At 64.0% G+C, this 16,244-nt stretch carries 16 protein-coding genes, 1 tRNA gene and 1 riboswitch; of the genes, 6 read left to right on the top strand and 11 right to left on the bottom strand.

Features of this window, described 5'->3' with window-relative positions; all coding sequences use genetic code 11:
* The 4 genes from CVM52_RS17105 to thrS all read right to left on the bottom strand — a co-directional run.
* A partial coding sequence (locus CVM52_RS17105) for an iron chelate uptake ABC transporter family permease subunit (RefSeq protein ID WP_172721024.1) occupies window positions 1-378 on the bottom strand: 378 nt, incomplete at its 3' end.
* Window positions 375-1,382, bottom strand: coding sequence for an ABC transporter substrate-binding protein (locus tag CVM52_RS17100; protein ID WP_100163678.1), 1,008 nt, complete (start codon window positions 1,380-1,382; stop codon window positions 375-377). The genes CVM52_RS17105 and CVM52_RS17100, both read right to left, overlap by 4 nt.
* A gap of 103 nt (window positions 1,383-1,485) precedes the next feature.
* Window positions 1,486-1,683: riboswitch (cobalamin riboswitch) on the bottom strand.
* Window positions 1,684-1,700: 17 nt separating this feature from the next.
* A complete protein-coding gene (locus tag CVM52_RS17095) occupies window positions 1,701-2,174 on the bottom strand; it encodes a metal-independent carbonic anhydrase family protein (RefSeq protein ID WP_100163677.1) in 474 nt (157 codons plus the stop codon).
* Window positions 2,175-2,257: 83 nt separating this feature from the next.
* Window positions 2,258-4,183: a threonine--tRNA ligase gene (gene thrS / locus CVM52_RS17090; protein ID WP_100163676.1), complete on the bottom strand. Its 1,926-nt coding sequence runs from the start codon at window positions 4,181-4,183 to the stop codon at window positions 2,258-2,260.
* 246 nt (window positions 4,184-4,429) lie between these two features.
* Between thrS and hisI the strand changes: the two genes are divergently transcribed.
* A complete protein-coding gene (gene hisI, locus CVM52_RS17085; protein ID WP_100163675.1) occupies window positions 4,430-4,903 on the top strand; it encodes a phosphoribosyl-AMP cyclohydrolase in 474 nt (157 codons plus the stop codon).
* Between the two features lie 204 nt (window positions 4,904-5,107).
* Here hisI and CVM52_RS17080 read toward each other — a convergent pair whose 3' ends face one another.
* Window positions 5,108-6,316 carry a metallochaperone AztD gene (locus tag CVM52_RS17080; protein WP_172721023.1) on the bottom strand — a complete coding sequence of 403 codons (1,209 nt, stop codon included), beginning with the start codon at window positions 6,314-6,316 and terminating at the stop codon, window positions 5,108-5,110.
* Between the two features lie 136 nt (window positions 6,317-6,452).
* Here CVM52_RS17080 and zigA point away from each other — a divergent pair, with 136 nt between their 5' ends.
* Complete coding sequence (gene zigA, locus CVM52_RS17075; protein ID WP_100163679.1) at window positions 6,453-7,673, top strand: zinc metallochaperone GTPase ZigA; 1,221 nt, start codon at window positions 6,453-6,455, stop codon at window positions 7,671-7,673.
* Between the two features lie 48 nt (window positions 7,674-7,721).
* Here the strand turns inward: zigA and CVM52_RS17070 are convergent, their stop codons facing one another.
* The gene (locus CVM52_RS17070; protein WP_100163673.1) at window positions 7,722-8,648 is read right to left on the bottom strand and encodes an MBL fold metallo-hydrolase; all 927 of its coding nucleotides are present in this window, start codon (window positions 8,646-8,648) and stop codon (window positions 7,722-7,724) included.
* 203 nt (window positions 8,649-8,851) lie between these two features.
* Window positions 8,852-9,337 carry a Fur family transcriptional regulator gene (locus CVM52_RS17065; RefSeq protein ID WP_100163672.1) on the bottom strand — a complete coding sequence of 162 codons (486 nt, stop codon included), beginning with the start codon at window positions 9,335-9,337 and terminating at the stop codon, window positions 8,852-8,854.
* Between the two features lie 85 nt (window positions 9,338-9,422).
* Between CVM52_RS17065 and CVM52_RS17060 the strand changes: the two genes are divergently transcribed.
* Window positions 9,423-10,589 carry a zinc ABC transporter substrate-binding protein gene (locus tag CVM52_RS17060; protein WP_100163671.1) on the top strand — a complete coding sequence of 389 codons (1,167 nt, stop codon included), beginning with the start codon at window positions 9,423-9,425 and terminating at the stop codon, window positions 10,587-10,589.
* On the top strand, window positions 10,582-11,682 hold the full coding sequence (locus CVM52_RS17055; RefSeq protein ID WP_133119876.1) for a nickel/cobalt transporter: 1,101 nt from the start codon (window positions 10,582-10,584) through the stop codon (window positions 11,680-11,682). The genes CVM52_RS17060 and CVM52_RS17055 overlap by 8 nt, the downstream gene beginning before the upstream one ends.
* Window positions 11,683-11,860: 178 nt before the next feature.
* Here the strand turns inward: CVM52_RS17055 and CVM52_RS17050 are convergent.
* From CVM52_RS17050 to CVM52_RS17035, 4 genes are all read right to left on the bottom strand, one after another.
* Window positions 11,861-11,937, bottom strand: a tRNA-Arg gene (locus tag CVM52_RS17050).
* A gap of 54 nt (window positions 11,938-11,991) precedes the next feature.
* On the bottom strand, window positions 11,992-13,377 hold the full coding sequence (locus tag CVM52_RS17045) for a sensor histidine kinase (RefSeq protein ID WP_100163669.1): 1,386 nt from the start codon (window positions 13,375-13,377) through the stop codon (window positions 11,992-11,994).
* A gap of 15 nt (window positions 13,378-13,392) precedes the next feature.
* The gene (locus tag CVM52_RS17040; RefSeq protein WP_100163668.1) at window positions 13,393-14,811 is read right to left on the bottom strand and encodes a dihydrolipoyl dehydrogenase family protein; all 1,419 of its coding nucleotides are present in this window, start codon (window positions 14,809-14,811) and stop codon (window positions 13,393-13,395) included.
* Window positions 14,812-14,814: 3 nt separating this feature from the next.
* Window positions 14,815-15,546 (bottom strand): TVP38/TMEM64 family protein, encoded by a 732-nt coding sequence (locus tag CVM52_RS17035; protein ID WP_100163667.1) that lies wholly within the window; start codon window positions 15,544-15,546, stop codon window positions 14,815-14,817.
* Between the two features lie 288 nt (window positions 15,547-15,834).
* Between CVM52_RS17035 and rpmH the strand changes: the two genes are divergently transcribed.
* Together rpmH and CVM52_RS17025 are read left to right on the top strand one after the other, a co-directional pair.
* Window positions 15,835-15,969: a 50S ribosomal protein L34 gene (gene rpmH, locus CVM52_RS17030; protein ID WP_027241708.1), complete on the top strand. Its 135-nt coding sequence runs from the start codon at window positions 15,835-15,837 to the stop codon at window positions 15,967-15,969.
* 25 nt (window positions 15,970-15,994) lie between these two features.
* The coding region (locus CVM52_RS17025; protein ID WP_133119875.1) for a ribonuclease P protein component at window positions 15,995-16,244 on the top strand (250 nt) is incomplete at its 3' end.

Raw genomic sequence — 16,244 nt, 5'->3', positions numbered from 1 at the left:
CGACATCGAGACCGCCCCGGCGCCAAACCCCGCCACGGTGACCAGGACGGCGCCGGTCGAGGCGCCCGCCGACAGGCCCATCAGGTAGGGATCGGCCAGCGGGTTGCGCAGCAGCGCCTGCAAAACAACCCCGGTCAGCGCCAGCCCGGCGCCGCAGGCGGCGGCGACGATGGCACGGGGCAGCCGATAGCTCCAGACGATGCCGGCCTCGATCCGGTCGACACTGTGCCCCGCGTCCCAGAGGTGATTGGCCAGCGTGTTCCAGACCGTCAGAAAGGGCAACCGGGTCTCCCCGATTGCCGTGCCCGCCAGGATGGTCGCCCCGAGGATCAGCGGCACCGTGGCCCAGGTTCCCCGCAGGGCGGCCGCGCCGTTCATTCGAAGGCCATGTCCGCCAGCGCCTGGGACAGCGCGTCCAGCCCGTGGATCGACCGCAGGGTGGCGCTCATCGCGTGGGCGTCCATCTGCACGATCCGACCCTCACGCACCGCGGTCATCTGGCTGGCCACCGGGTCGTTGCGCAGGAATTTCAGTTTCTCCTCGATATCGTCGGCGGGAAAGCGGCGGCGGTCCATATAGGCCACCACGATCAGGTCGGGATCGGCCCGCGCGATGCTTTCCCAACCCACGGTCGGCCATTCCTCGTCCGTCTCGACCGCGTTTTCGATCCCCAGCTTGTCGAGCATATAGCCGGGCGCGCCCAGCCGTCCCGCAACGAAGGGGTCGAGCTCCAGATCGGCGGAGGAAAACCAGAACACCGCCGACAGGTCGTCCGGCAGGTCCAGCGCCCGGGCGCGGTCGATGGCGGCGGCTTCGGTGGCCTGAAGGTCGGCGATCACCTGCGCGCCCGTGTCGGCAACGTCGAAGATCGCGGCCAGTTCGCGAATGCCCTTATAGACATGCGCGGTGTCGAAAGCGCCGGTGCGGGTGCCGTCGCCACCGGTGGAATTGTCCTTGGTGTCGCAATCGGCGGGCAGGATATAGGTCGGCACCCCCACGTCGTGGAACATCTCGCGCGTGCCGACCATGCCGCTGGCGCCCACGTGCCATTCATATTGCACCGCAACCAGGCCGGGTTTCTTGGCCACCACGCTTTCAAAACTGGGGTCGTTGTCGGCCAGCCGTTCGATCCCGGCATTGACCTCGGCAAATTCCGGCAGGACCGGGTTGAACCAGACCGAAGTGCCGCTGACCTTGGGGGCGAGGCCGAGGGAATAGAGGATCTCGGTTGCCGACTGGCCGATGGTCACCGCGCTGTCTGGCGCCGCGTCAAAGGTAAGCTCCACACCGCAATTGGTCAGAGTTAGCGGATAGTTGGTCTGCGCTGCCGCGGGCAGCGCCTGGAGAACCAGCAGCGCGCTGGCGGCAAAAAGTCGTTTCATCTGTTTCCGTCCCGTCAGATGGGACCGTTCTGGGCATTGGGTCGGGAACAGACGACGCCGTGAGGCGCGAGTCAGACCTCCCTGCCGGCACACCCCGTCCGGTCGTGGTTTCAGTCTGTCGGCAGGTCTCCTGACTGGCGCTTCATCGCTTGCCCGGCCTTCCCGGAACGCCTTGCGGCGGGCTCCAGTGGCGGATCGGGCAGGCTCGACGCCTACAGTTGCGGGGGCAGTTCCGTTTCCCGATGGCTCGGGGCGGATTCCCTGTTAGGTCCCTGAGGACACCGACACGTCATTCTGTTGCACCCTCGTCCAGCGAGGTCAACAGGGTTCGTAGGGCAGCGACGAATGGTGCAGCACAATGCGCAGAACCCCCTGGGCATCCTTCTTGTAGCCGAAGGTTTTGTCGGTCTGGATCGTCTGGCCGTCCTTGTCGGTGAATCTCATCCAGCCCATCCACATCGCCACGTCTCCCTCGATGAAACTGGCCGCGGTTTCGGATTCCGTTTTTCGCCATCCCCGGATCGCGAAGCCGGCATCCTTCGGATAATCCGGGTCATGGCCGACGAAATACGACAAGGCGCCTTTGCGGGAGGTGCGAAAGGTCGTCCGGCCGCCGCTGAGCGTTGGCTTGAACAGCACGGGCCCCATGTCATAGCCATAGGCCGCATCGAGGATCCGGCCTGCCAAATCCCGTGCCTGTTGGATTCCATCTGTCTCGTAGGCCTTGGAAATCGAGACCAGCCCCTCGCCCCAGGCAACGCGCGCCGCCGCAAGGTCATCTTCTGTAATCATGTGCCTGTTGTCCTTTGTCCTGTTGCCTGAAGGCAGGGCATTTGGGCGACCGGTCTCGGAACATGCCCTTGCCCCGCGCCACGTCATCGGGTGCCAGACCGCGGCGGCTGCGCCGCCTGCACAAGCGCTGTGACCGCGTCGTGAAGGGCAAGTGTCTCTGTCGCTTCGGTCCCGTGACGCCGGAGCGTGACGGTTTGCGCTTCGGCTTCGCGCGCGCCGAGGGCAATCTGGACCGGCACCTTCTTCAGGGCATGTTCACGCACCTTGTAGCCAATCTTCTCGTTGCGCAGGTCGGTTTCGATGCGCAGCCCGGCCTCGCGCAGCGCCTTGGCCACATCGACCGCCCATTGGTCGGCCGCCCCCGTTATCGTCGCGACCACGGCTTGCACGGGGGCGAGCCACAGCGGCAGGTGGCCTGAGTGATGCTCGATCAGGATGCCGGTGAACCGCTCCAAAGAACCGAAGAGCGCGCGGTGCAGCATGACCGGGGGCAGCTTGTCGCCCGAGGGCGCGACATAGGTTGTCCCGAAGCGTTCCGGCAGGTTGAAATCCACCTGCAACGTGCCGCATTGCCAATCCCGCCCGATCGCGTCGCGCAGAACATATTCCAGTTTCGGGCCGTAAAAGGCCCCTTCGCCTTCAAAGATCGTGTAGGGATGCCCGGCTTTGTCGAGCGCCGTGCGCAACGCCGCCTCGGACCGGTCCCAGCTGTCGTCACTGCCGATCCGGTTTTCGGGGCGGGTGGAGAGCTTGATATGCACATCCTCGAAGCCGAAGTCGCGATAGATCGACAGCACCAGGTCGTTGACCTTGAGGCACTCGTCGGTCAGTTGCTCGGGCGTGCAATAGATATGTGCGTCATCCTGGGTAAAGCTGCGCACCCTGAGCAGCCCGTGCAGCGCACCGGACGGTTCATAGCGGTGGACCTTGCCGAATTCCGCGAGTTTCAGCGGCAGATCCCGGTAACTTTTGACGCCCTGACCATAGATCAACATGTGCCCGGGGCAGTTCATCGGTTTCAGCGCGTAATCCCGATCATCCTCGGTTTTCGCCAGAAACATGTTCTCGCGATAATTCTGCCAGTGGCCCGAAGTCTCCCACAGAGCCCGGTCCATGATGTCTGGCGAGTTCACCTCGACATATCCCGCCGCCTCCTGCCGGCTGCGCATATAGCCGATCAGTGTCTGAAACAGCCGCCAGCCGCGCGGGTGCCAAAAGACCGACCCCGGTGCGACCTCTTCGAAATGAAACAGGTTCATTTCACGTCCCAATCGGCGGTGATCGCGCTTTTCCGCCTCGGCCATCATGGTCAGATGCGCGTCAAGGGCGGCTTGGTCGGCGAAAGCCACGCCATAGATCCGGCTCAGCATCGTGTTATTGGAGTCGCCCCGCCAATATGCACCGGCCACATGCGTCAGCTTGAAGGCGCCACCGGCATCACCGGTATGCCGCATATGCGGGCCGCGACACAGATCCAGCCATTCACCCTGCTTGTAGATGGTTACCGGCTCTCCTGCGGGGATCGCGGCGAGCAATGCCAGTTTGTAGGTCTCGCCGGCGGCTTCGAAATGCTTGTGCGCATGATCCCGTTGCCATTCCTCGCAGATGAAAGGCCGGCGCGCCGCGATGATTTCGCGCATCTTCGTTTCGATGCGCGGCAGGTCTTCGGGGGTAAAGGGCGTCTCGCGCTCGAAATCATAATAGAAACCATGTTCGATGGCCGGCCCGATGGCCGTTTTGGTGCCGGGCCAAAGCGCTTGCACCGCTTCGGCCAGCACATGGGCCAGGTCGTGGCGGATGAGTTCCAGCGCGCGGGGATCATCGCGTGTTACCAGTTCCACGGCCGCACCATCGGACAAGGGGGCAGTGAGATCGCGCAACTGCCCGTCCACAACCGCCGCCACGGTCTTTTTGGCAAGGCTCGGGCTGATGGCAGCCGCCAGATCGGCGGCGGTACTGGATGGCGACAGGGCGCGGCTGGCCCCGTCAGGCAGTTGGACGTGGATCATTTTTGCTCTTTCGTTATGTGACAGGCCGCAGCAGCCATGCCGCCGGGTGACAAGACCATCCGGCGTGCCCCGGCCGCGATTCCAAGGACCACGCAATCTGCGCAAAGCGCATCCGATTGGACAAAATCGCGCCTGACCTCGAAGCCCGCGCACACGAACCTGGCTGACATATCCGACCCCTTTACAGTTCAGAGCTGCTGTGAGAGAACCTGTATGTTATAACATAACTACCAGCAAGAGCAGAACATGGACCAAGTCGAATTTCAGATCCGGCGCTCGGTAGAGCAGGTAGAGGAAGGCACTGATCTTGCGCCAAAATTCGGCGCGGATGGCCTGTTGCCCTGCATCACCACCGATGCGGAGACCGGCGAAGTCCTGATGCTTGGCTGGATGAATTCAGAGGCGTTGAAGCGGACAATCGAAACGGGCGAGGCGCATTATTTCAGCCGCGCGCGGCAAGTCCTCTGGCACAAGGGCGCGACCTCGGGCCTGGTGCAGAAGATTGTCGAAGCAAGGGTCGACGACGATCAGGATGCGATCTGGCTGCGGGTCAGGGTCGCCGGCTCGGGCGCATCATGTCACGTGGGCTATCGATCCTGTTTCTATCGCGCGGCTCCGGTCGGCGAAGATGCGGGTAAGCCGCTGAAATTCACCGAAGAGCAAAAAACCTTCGACCCCAACGCAATTTACGGCGATTCCCCCAACCCGACCCAGCTCTGATCCGCTCGGGCGCGCCCGGGCTGGTGATGCTGAATGCGGCTTGGGCCACGGTTCCGCCAATCTGTGCGGGGCAGGGTTTGGGCAAGACCGGCGCGTTGATCGATCTGTCGACGTTTTCCAGGCGTCCTCTACCTGCCGAGACCACATGAAAAAGACGGCGAGACACCCCGCCGCCTTCAGAACATCAGCGGTTATGCTTTGGCCTCAATGAACCAGCCCGCTGCCTCCCACGGCCACCAGATTATAGGGCAAGCCTTCCACCGGAACGGCCTGGACCTCGGACATCGTGGTCGGATCAATAACCCGCAGAACGCTTGCGCGCGGGTCGGTCATCAGCAAGCTGTCACCCGCCATCGCCAACCTCGGGCGCGGATCCCGCCAGTGGCCATCCATGGAATAGGGCTCGGTCACCGCCTCGGATTGCTCAATTCGACCCGAAAGCATGTTGAGCCGGTGCAGCGTCCCGTCTTCCGTCAGGATATAGGCAAACTGCGGCTTGGCCGGGTCAAGCACGAAATCGACACCTCGGAATGGCAGTTCTACGCGAGTAAACGGGGATTGTGCCGTCGGGTCGATGATCACCACCGAATTCGCACCGTAATTGCCGAGGAAGCTCTGCATTGCGTGCGATCCAAGCAGCGTGCCGGTATGGCCTTCGGGAAAATCCTCGGGATAAGGCAACATGGAAAAGCTGGGAGTCCCATCCGCGAGCGTGACAGCAACGACGCCCTCTTTGCAGCCGGCGGTCAGGTAAGCGCCCGAGAACGCTTCGCCGTGCAGGTCGGTGCAGGTTTGCAGCTCTCCGGCGGGTTGGCCATCGCGGTTGTAGGCGCGGATGCCGACACGCGGCGGCGCGCCATCGCCTTCGACCGGGGCGTCGGACGCAACCGTGCCGATGATGTAATCCCCCATTGGCACGGCAAAGCCGTGATGCGCCCGGTTCAGCTTGAACTGTTCGCTCTCACCGGAGCCCAATATGTCGCTGTCCTCCATCATCGCGACATAGCCGCCGCGATCGAAGTTGATCGCCGTCACGCCGTCATGCGTGACGACATGAAAGGGCCGAGGGCCTTCGAGCGCGGTGTCAAGATGTGCGGGCTCCTCGACCTTGATATCGGCGTGGTCGCCATGTGTTTCGAGCGCTATGCCACTGCTCAGGAAATCGACCCGGTCATGGTCGGACTGGACGGCAACAACGACGCCCCCGGTGGGTGAAACATAAAGCCGCGATGGGCCGGCAAGATCGAACTGCCAGCGATTGTCCGGGGCGGACAGGTCCAGGGCGGTAACTCTGCCCATCTCCTGATCGGCGATAAAGACGCGCCACGCCGTCTTGTCCTCGTCGGCAACGGCGGAGGTTGCGGATATGAGGGCCATGCCGAGCATGCCAAGTTTTTGAAGTGTCGGAAGCATATGCTCCTCCTAGTCATCTGTTCGACGGTTGCGCCGTGCGCGGCAAAGATTTCGGGGGGAAGTCCTGGAAATCCGCTTGCGGGCGGCACGCCCTTCCCCTAACTTGTTATGATATAACATCACAAGGGGTGAAATGATGCCAGCCAAGGATTCGCGCCTGCCCGTCACCGTCCTTTCGGGCTTTCTGGGCGCTGGAAAAACCACGTTGCTGAACGACGTTCTGAACAACCGTGAAGGCAGACGCGTGGCGGTGATCGTCAACGATATGTCCGAAGTAAATATCGATGCGGATCTTGTCCGCGAGGGCGGCGCCGGTCTGAGCCACACCGAAGAAAAGCTGGTCGAGATGACCAATGGCTGCATCTGCTGCACCCTGCGCGATGACCTGCTGGTCGAAGTGCGGCGGCTTGCCGCCGAGGGGCGCTTTGACTACCTGCTGATCGAGAGCACCGGTATTTCCGAACCGTTGCCGGTGGCTGCCACTTTCGATTTTCGCGATGAAAACGGCGACAGCCTTTCGGATGTTTCCCGGCTCGACACCATGGTGACGGTTGTCGACACGGTGAACCTGTTGCAGGACTATTCCAGCCACGATTTCCTCCGCGACCGCGGCGAGAGCCTGGGCGAGGAAGACGACCGCACCCTGGTCGATCTGCTGGTCGAGCAGATCGAATTCGCGGATGTCGTGGTTCTGAACAAGATCAGCGATGCCGGGCGCGACCGGATCGACGCCGCGCGCAAGATCGTCACCTCGCTGAACCCTGACGCGCAGATTATCGAAACCGATTACGGACGGGTCGAGGGAAGCCGGATCTTCGACACCGGCCTTTTCGATTTCGACAAGGCGCATCTGCACCCGATGTGGGCCAAGGAACTTTACGGCTTTGCCGACCACGTGCCGGAAACCGAGGAATACGGCGTCTCTTCCTTCGTCTATCGGGCGCGGCGGCCGTTCCATCCGCAAAAGATACATGACGTGCTGAATGGCCCCCTGACCGGGGTGATCCGCGCCAAGGGGCATTTCTGGATCGCGACCCGGCCCGACTGGCTGGCCGAGTTCTCGCTGGCGGGCGCCCTGAGCAGCGTCAAACCGATGGGGATTTGGTGGGCAACCGTGCCGGAGGAGCGTCGCCCCGACCATCCGCAGGCCATCGAATACCTTAATCGGCATTGGCAGGAGCCGTTTGGCGACCGGCGCCAAGAGCTGGTTTTCATCGGCGCCGGAATGGACAAGGCTGCGATCACCGCCGCGCTGGATGCAGCTCTGGTCGGAGAGGAAGATTCCTTCGTGCCGCACCTCTGGTCCGATCTGCCGGACCCTTTCCCGGGATGGCGTCGGGCTCCAGAGGCGGCCTGATCCCATGCAAACAGACCGGACCGTGGCACGCCACGGCCCGGTCCCGCGTTACAGCATCATCTGATAGCTCGTCGGCACATAGCGGAACGTTCCGTCGCCCCGGTTCTCGACATAGCCGACCGCCGGGAACGGCATGTGGTAGCCGATGAACGGAACCCGATCGGCCGCCAGCATGCCCAGAACCGTCTTGCGGGTCTGCGCGGCCTGCGCCTTTTCGAAATCAAAGCGCACTTCCCACTCGGGATGGGCCAGCGACCAGACATAGTGGTTCGCCGTATCGGCGAAGATCAGCAATTGCTTGTCGCCCGACTCCAGCATGTAAACCATATGACCCGGCGTATGTCCGGGCGCCGCCATGCCCGTGATCCCCGGAACGACGCTGTCGCTGTCGCCGATGAAACTCATATTTTCCGCCAAGGGACGCACCTTGGCCTCGAAAGTGTCATTGCCTTGTGCCGCCCAGTGGTCGAACTCGGCTTGCCCGGTGACATAGCGGGCATTCGCGAAGGTCGGCGCACCTGAGGCGTCGGTCAGCCCGCCGATATGATCGCCATGCATGTGGGTCAGCACGACAACCGTCACGTCATCGGCCGAGTAACCGGCCTCCTGAAGCGCCGGAAGCGTGCCGTCGGCGGCGAGGCCGGTGTCGAACAGGACGATGTCGTTGCCGGTGTTCACGACCGTCGGCGTGAAAAAGAACTGCGTCTTGTCGCTGGGAATGAAATTGGCTTCGCTGACCGCGGCGAATTCCTCGGGCGACACATTCATCCCGAAGGTGCCCTGCGGCTCTTCGACGGTGCGGGTTCCGACAAGCAGAGTCGAAACCTCGAAATCGCCCAGATTAAAGCCGCGCTTCTTGGCGTTCTCGCGCATCATGCCCTCTGCCATCGCGGGCCCCGAAAATGCGCCAAGCGTGCCGGCCAGCGGCAAGCCCACGCCTGCCCTGATCGCGTTGCGCCGTGTCATCCGTTTCATAGCAATCCTCTCGTTCGCAATTTGAAATCCGTGAGTTAAGTCGCCTGCGCGATATTTCCACTCAGGTATCCGTGATCTTTGCTTCGGAAAAATGACAGCAAGGAAAGGTCAGCGCGGCACCCGCTGAGGATCGCAAAATGGCGCCCGCGCCAGCACGCATGCATCGCCCAAACGGGCGGGCACGTTCCGCAGGCCGCAACGGCTCATGAGGGCACGCCGCTGTCGCGGCAGTCAGGACAGATCCCCACCGCCTCCACAACCGTTTGTTCGATGACGAAGCCTGCCGCTTTCGCGGCACTGCCAAGAAGCCCCTTGGAGGGCGACGAGGTTGTCTCGGCCACCGAGTCGCAGACGCGGCAAATCAGGAAGGCCGGGAAGTGGTTTGCGTGCGGCTGCAGGCAGGCGATAAAGGCATTCAATCGCTCAATCCTGTGAACGAAGCCATGGGTAACCAGGAAATCAAGGCAGCGATAGGCCACCGGGGGTTGCGATCCCCTGCCTTCTTGTTTGAGGCGTTCAAGGACCTCATAGGCCCCAAGCGCCCGGTGTTCCTCCAGAAGGATTTCCAAGACCCGGCGGCGCGCCGGCGTGAACCGCAGCTGATTGTCCGCGCAATAAGCCTCGGCCGAAGCCATCGCCCGGGCGATACAGGCGTCGTGATCGTGCTGCGCAAATCCCACTTGTTTCATCACCGCCTCCGACCATGGTCACTTGATAGGTAATAACATAGCAGATAGTTGTCCATCAGCGTTACAACATAACAAGGAGAATCTCATGCGAAGAAGCATGATACTGGGAACGGTGTCCCTTCTGGGGCTTGCCGGGGTGGCCCGCGCAGAGGTGCCTGCCGTCGTTGCCGACATTCCGCCGGTTCATTCGCTGGTTGCAATGGTCATGGACGGGCTTGGCACGCCCGACCTCCTTGTACAACCGGGCGCCTCGCCACACGGCTACTCGATGCGCCCGTCCGAGGCCAGGGCGCTGGATCAGGCGCAAGCGGTATTTTGGATCGGTGAAAGCCTTACCCCCTGGCTTGGGAACTCGATCGAGGCGCTAGCGGCGGACGCGCATGTGATCGAGCTTATGGAGGTCGCGGGCACGACCGAACTTGAATTCCGCGAGGGCGCAACCTTCGAGGCCCATGATCACGATCATGAAGACCATGGCGACGAAGATCATGCCCACGGGGCGGGCCACGACGACCATGACGATCACGCCCATGACGAGGGCCACGGCGACCACGACGATCACGCCCATGACGATCACGACGACCACGACCATGACGCGGGCCATGACGATCATGACGACCACGCCCACGAGGCGGGCCATGATGATGACGACGACCACGACCACGACCACGACCACGACCACGACCACGACCACGACCACGAAGATCACGCCGATCACGGACACGATGACCACCACCATGGACACGATCCGCATGCCTGGCTTGACCCCGAAAACGCCCGGGTCTGGCTGGATGCCATTGCCGCCGAGCTTTCCGAGCTCGACCCGGAAAACGCGCCGATCTACCAGGCCAATGCCGACAAGGGCAAAGCCGAGCTGACCACGCTGATCGACGAGATCACGGCGCAGCTGGCTCCGGTACGGGACTCCAACTTCATCGTTTTCCACGATGCCTACCAGTATTTCGAGAACCGCTTCGACTTTCCTGCCGCAGGCTCGATCACTCTGAGCGATGCCTCCGATCCAAGCCCGGCACGGATCGAGGAAGTGCATGAAAAAGTGCACGAGCTTGGCGTGACCTGTGCGTTTTCGGAACCGCAATTCAACGCCAACCTGATCCGCACGGTCTTTCAAGGCACCGAGGCCAAGGCCGGCGTGATGGACCCGCTGGGGGCCGATCTGAGCCCTGGCGTCGCGCTCTATCCTCAATTGCTGCGGAACCTCGCCAGCAGCCTTGCCACGTGCCTTGAATAAGGACGACGTCACCGCGCGGCGCGTCCGGCTTGGGCTTGCCGGAGAAGCGCGCGCCCTGAGCGGCGCTACGCGATTCGAGCCCGGGCCGATCCTTCCGATCGGCCCGGCACCGGACAATCCCGCGCCCCAGACAAGAATGGCCGGTCGCCCGGCTCGGCAGCGGCCGACGTCCGGCCGCCTGAAACAGCTCGTCCCGCTGATCCTGTTGTTTTCCCTGGCCGCGGCCTGTGCCGCCCTGCTGCTGCATGCGCTCGCACTGCCAGAGCTGGCCTATCGCACCGCGGGGTTGCAACGCGAGGTTCAGACCGCCATGGCCGAAAGTTTGCGGGCCATTCGCGCGGCGGAACCCGCCGCCCTGGCCGGGCTGTGCGCCCTCACCTTCACCTACGGGCTCTTGCATGCCATCGGCCCCGGCCATGGCAAGCTGCTGCTTGGCGCAACCGCGGTTTCCTCTGGCGTGTCCCTCTGGACGGTATCGCTGCTCACCCTCGCATCAAGTCTTTGCCAATCGCTGGTCGCGGTGATTGTCGTCGGACTGGGAATCGGCCTGTTCGAAACAACCAGCCGGTCGCTGACAGATGCCGCGGACCAACTTCTGCTGCCCGTCAGCTATGCCGCCATCGCAATGATCGGCCTGGTGCTGATTTTTCGCGGCATCCGCGCTGCCTGGCAGGCGAGGGCAAACGGGGGCGGCCAGCCCACACACCTTGTTTCCCAGGAAGACGCGACCTGTTCCTGCGGCCACCGGCACGGACCGCGGCCCGATGAAATCGCGGGCCTGACAAGCCTGCGCGAAATGGCCTGGATCGTGGCAAGCATCGCCATCCGTCCCTGCACCGGCGCGTTGTTCCTGCTGCTGATCTCGTGGCGGCTCGGCATTCTCCCGGCCGGCATCCTGGCCACCTTCGCGATGGGCGCAGGCACAGCTGCTTTCAACCTCGTCGTTTCGGCATCCGGTGTCGGTCTGCGCAACCTGATCAGCAGAGTCGGAGGCGGTTGGCGTTTCGCAGCCTACCTGTCCCCCTTCGCCCAGGTGACCGCCGGCCTGATCGTGGCGACCGCATCCCTGGTCGGCCTCTCGGCCCTTTTGTAACCGGCGGCGCGCATTCGCGAGGCCGGTTGGGTACGTTCAGCCCCCAGGAAAACTTTGAAGAATGCCGACAACGCACGGTTCAAGCGGACCCACCAGGCGCTGGGAACTGGTCGGTCTTGCGAAGGCCAGGAAACGGCCTTCCCATAAAGCATGTGTTCAACACGTCATGCGGTGGCAGTGGCGGACCGAGGAGGATTCGAACCCCCGACCCCTTGATTCGTAGTCAAGTACTCTATCCAGCTGAGCTATCGGTCCACTGAGGCCCTGCATGTAGCCAAGGCGCCGGGGCTTTGCAACCCGGAAAACACATCAAAGCGTGCCATCGCCCTTGGGCAGGTAAATTTCGAAGGTACTGCCCTCGGCGCTGCTTGCAGACAGGGTCAGATGGCCACCATGGCCGCGCACCAGTTCCGAGGCGATGGCCAGGCCCAGGCCCGAGCCGCCCTTGCGGGCACCGCCGTGGAACGGCTGGAACAGGTGTTCGCGCACCTTGGCCGGCACCCCGGGGCCGGTATCGGACACCCGGATCCACCAGCGGTCCTCCTCTTCGCCCGCGGTCACGCTGATCCGGCCCTCGCGCCCGGTGGATTCCAATGCCTGCCGGGCGTTGCGCACCAGGTTCAGAATCACCCGGAACAGCTGTTCGGGATCGGCGCGCAGGTTCAGAGTGGCCGGCACCGCGCTGTCGAGCGCGATGCAGCTGGCTTCGAGCGACAGGTTTTCGCCGTCGATCACGTCCTGCACCACGTCGCGCAGACGCACCAGGCCCAGCGTCGGTGCCGGCTCCTCGGTGCGGCCGAAGGCCAGGGTGCTTTCGCACAGCGACACCGCGCGGGTGATCGAGTTGACCAGCTTGGGCGCCAAACGGCGCACCAGCGGATCCTCGCTGGCTTCGATCCGGTCGGTGATCAGCTGCGCCGAGGCCAGGATATTGCGCAGGTCGTGGCTGACCCGCGCCACCGCGCCGCCCAGCTGCGCCAGGCGCTCCTTTTGTTTCAGCGCATGGGTCAGCTCGGTCTGCAAGCTCGACAGCGCATCCTCGGCCTCGCGCAGCTCGCGGATCCCGGCGGTGGGGCGGATGATGCCGCGGGCATCCTCGGGTGCCGCGGCATAGCGCTGCATGTTCCGCACCACGCCCTTGATCGGTTTCACCAGCAGCAACCGCACCGCAAAAATCAGCAGCAGCGCGGTCAGCACCGAGATCACCGCCGACAGAATCAGGATGCGCAGCCCGTATTCGATCATCGCGGCGCGCAGACCCCGGGTCTCCATCGTCACCTCGATCAGCAAACCGGCATCGCGGACCGGCGCACCGATCACCCGGATCAACTCGTTCTCGGGGCTCAGCAGCTGGTGCAGCGCGTCACCGATCAGCGTCAGCGCGCCGGGGTCACGCAGGTCATGGGTGGCCGAGATCGGCTGTGGAATCGGCGAGGACAGCACCAGTTGGCGCACCTCGTCGCGGCGCAGCACCACGTTCAGCACCTCGGCGTTTTCCAGCAGCTCGGCTTCCAGATCCATCTCGATCATGTCGTCGGCCAGCAGCGCCAGCGAGGCGATCTGCGCCCGTTCCAGCCGGTCGCGCAGGTAATCCTCGCGGAAACGCGCCACCGACGGCACAAGGATCAGGACTTCGGCCAGCATCACGAAGGCCGTGGTCAGGATCAGGAAGCGCCCTGAAAGCGTGTTCAGCATCTCGCCCTTTCTGCGCTAGGGCAGCCACCGCTGGACCAGCCCCACCGCGCGCTTGACCATCCGGCTTTCGAACAGTCGGGGAGAGAAATAAGCGCCTGCAGCCCGTTTGTTAACCTCTGCCATCGTCGGATAGGGCGCAACCATTGCGGTGACTTGCCGCATTTTCAGACGGTTGGCGAGAACCAGCGCCCAGAGCGCAACCAGATCCCCGGCCCCGGAGCCCAGAATTGACACGCCCACCGGCCGGCCGCCGGCGACCATCACCTTGACGCGGCCGGTGGTGACGCGCTCGGCCACGGCGCGGTCGTTTTCGGCAAAATCGAACTCGGCCACTTCCAGGCGCGCACCGTATTGCCAGCGCGCCTCGGTCTCGGTCAGGCCAACCTGCGCCAGCTCCGGATCGGTATAGGTGACACGCGGAATGTGTTGCGTGGCGGCTTTCGACGGCAGCCCAAACAGCAGCGTGCGCAGGATCACCCCGGCGTGATACCCGGCCACATGGGTGAATTGCAGCCCGCCCGCCACGTCGCCGATGGCATAGACCCGGCGGTTGCTGGTTCTAAGCCCGGCATCGGTACGGATGCCGGTGTCGCTGGTTTCGATGCCTGCGGCCTTCAGATCCAGCTTGTCGGTATTGGCGCGCCGGCCGGTGGCCAGCAGCAGGTGCGAACCGGTATAGACCTCGTCATTCTCGGTACGCAGTTCGATTCGTTCTCCGACCGGGCGCAGCGCTGCCACGGCCGCGCCCTCGACAAGCGTGACGCCTTCGTCGGTCAGGCGCGCGCGCAGCGTCGCGGTCAGTTCGGGGTCGTCCTTGCCCAGCAGACGCGCGCCTTCGATCACCGTCACCCGGCAGCCCAGCCGCACATGTGCCTGCGCCATTTCAACCCCGACCGGCCCGCCGCCGACGATCAGCAGGTGATCGGGCGCCTGGCGCAGCGACCACAAGGTCTCGTTGGTGAGATAGGGCACCGTGTCCAGACCCGGAATCGGCGGCACCGCGGGGGACGAGCCGGTGGCAATCACGATGCGGCGGGCGGTGATGACATGGTCACCCGCCTGCACCTCTTGCGGCGAGATGAACTTGCCCCAGGCGCGGATCACCCGCACCCCCAGCCCCTTGAACCGCTCCTGGCTGTCGACCGGAGCGATGGTGGCGATGGTCTCGGCGACATGCGCCATCACCCCGGCGTAATCGACCTGCGGCTTACTTGTGGTGATGCCGAAGGCCTGCGTGCGGGTGTGCATATGCGCCATCTTGGCCGCCGCAAGCAGCGCCTTGGACGGGACGCAGCCATAATTCAGGCAATCGCCGCCCATCTCGCCGCCTTCCAGCAGCACCACGCGCGCGCCCATCTGCACCGCGCCCGCGGCCACCGACAGGCCGCCCGATCCCGCGCCGATTACCAGCACATCGGTTTTGATCCGCTCCATCTCTCAGCCGCCTTTCCGGCGCAGCAGGCGCACAACAATGGGCAGCGCCGCCAAGGCGCAGAGGCCCAGGATCGGCCCGATCACATGCGGCTCGCGCAGCAGCGACAGATCCGGGGTGTCGCCCCGGTCAAATACCTCGCCCACGCCGACGCCGATCCAGGTGAAGACCAGCGCGCCGGGGATGATGCCCAGCGCCGTGGTGAACAGGAAATTGCCGAACTTCACCCCCACCAGCGCCGGCAGCAGGTTGGCGACGAAGAACGGCACCGCCGGCACCAGGCGCAGCAGGAACAATACGCTGATCTCGTTGCGCCGCAGGCCCTCGGTCAGCCGCCGCACCGTGCCTTCCGAGGCCTCTATCCGTGCGGTCAGAACCCGCCCCGGCCCCCAGCGCACGGCAAGAAAGATCGCCGCCGCGCCGATGGTGGCCGACAACACGTTCAGCGCCGTGCCCAGGGGCAGCCCGAACAGGAACCCGCCGGTGACCGAGGCCACCGAGGCGCCCGGCAGGGAAAACCCGACAATTGCCACATAGGTCGCCACGAAGGCGGCCGCCATCAGCCCCAGATGGGCATCGCGATAGGCCAGCAGCGCCGCGCGGTGGTCCTTCAGCGTCTCAAAGCTGAGATAGTCGCCCAGCGTCAGCCAGCCGGCCACCGCCACCGCAGCGATCACCGCAATCGGAATATAGCGCGCCCAGCCGCGCTGTGGTTCTGTCTTGGGCAATTCACTCATCCGCTGTCCCCGCCGAATGTGTCAGACCCCGACCATGCGCGGCCCGGTGGGGGATCAACAGCCCCCTCACGCCGCCTTGATAGAATAGGACAAATTCGTGATCTGGCAGCCCTCTTTCGCGATTTCGGCCGCGCCCCGGCAGGGAGGGCGAAAAATCTGCCGAATGCGGCCGGATTTCCGCGCCACGGGGTTTGACTTACGGCAAAAGCCACAGTAGAGACCGGGCTTCTGATCACACCGGCAGGCCGAATCCGCGGCGTTCCCGGCCCGTAACTGGAGAAAAGCGCGATGAAACGCACCTTTCAACCGTCGAACCTGGTCCGCAAGCGGCGCCATGGGTTCCGCGCGCGTATGGCCACCAAGGCCGGCCGCAAGATTCTGAATGCCCGCCGCGCCCGCGGCCGCAAAGAGTTGAGCGCGTAAGGCGCCAACGCCACCACGGACGGACATGACACCGCCGGAGGCCCCCCGCGATGGCTCTGCCAGCAGCGGGGAAATGCCGCCGGCGGTGTCCGTTTGCATTCATACCCTCAGCAAGCGTGCCGATTTTCTGCGCGCCGCCCGCGCCGGGCGGCAGGCGATGCCCGGCATGCTGGTGCAGGCGCGCCGGCGCCATGCCGAAGAGGCGCCGGGCATCCGCGTCGGGTTTACCTGCTCCAAGAAGGTCGGCAATGCCGTTGCCCGCAACCGCGCCAAGC

Source organism: Pseudooceanicola lipolyticus (assembly GCF_002786325.1).
Lineage (GTDB): Bacteria > Pseudomonadota > Alphaproteobacteria > Rhodobacterales > Rhodobacteraceae > Pseudooceanicola_C > Pseudooceanicola_C lipolyticus.
This window is presented reverse-complemented; position numbering and strand designations above follow the sequence as displayed.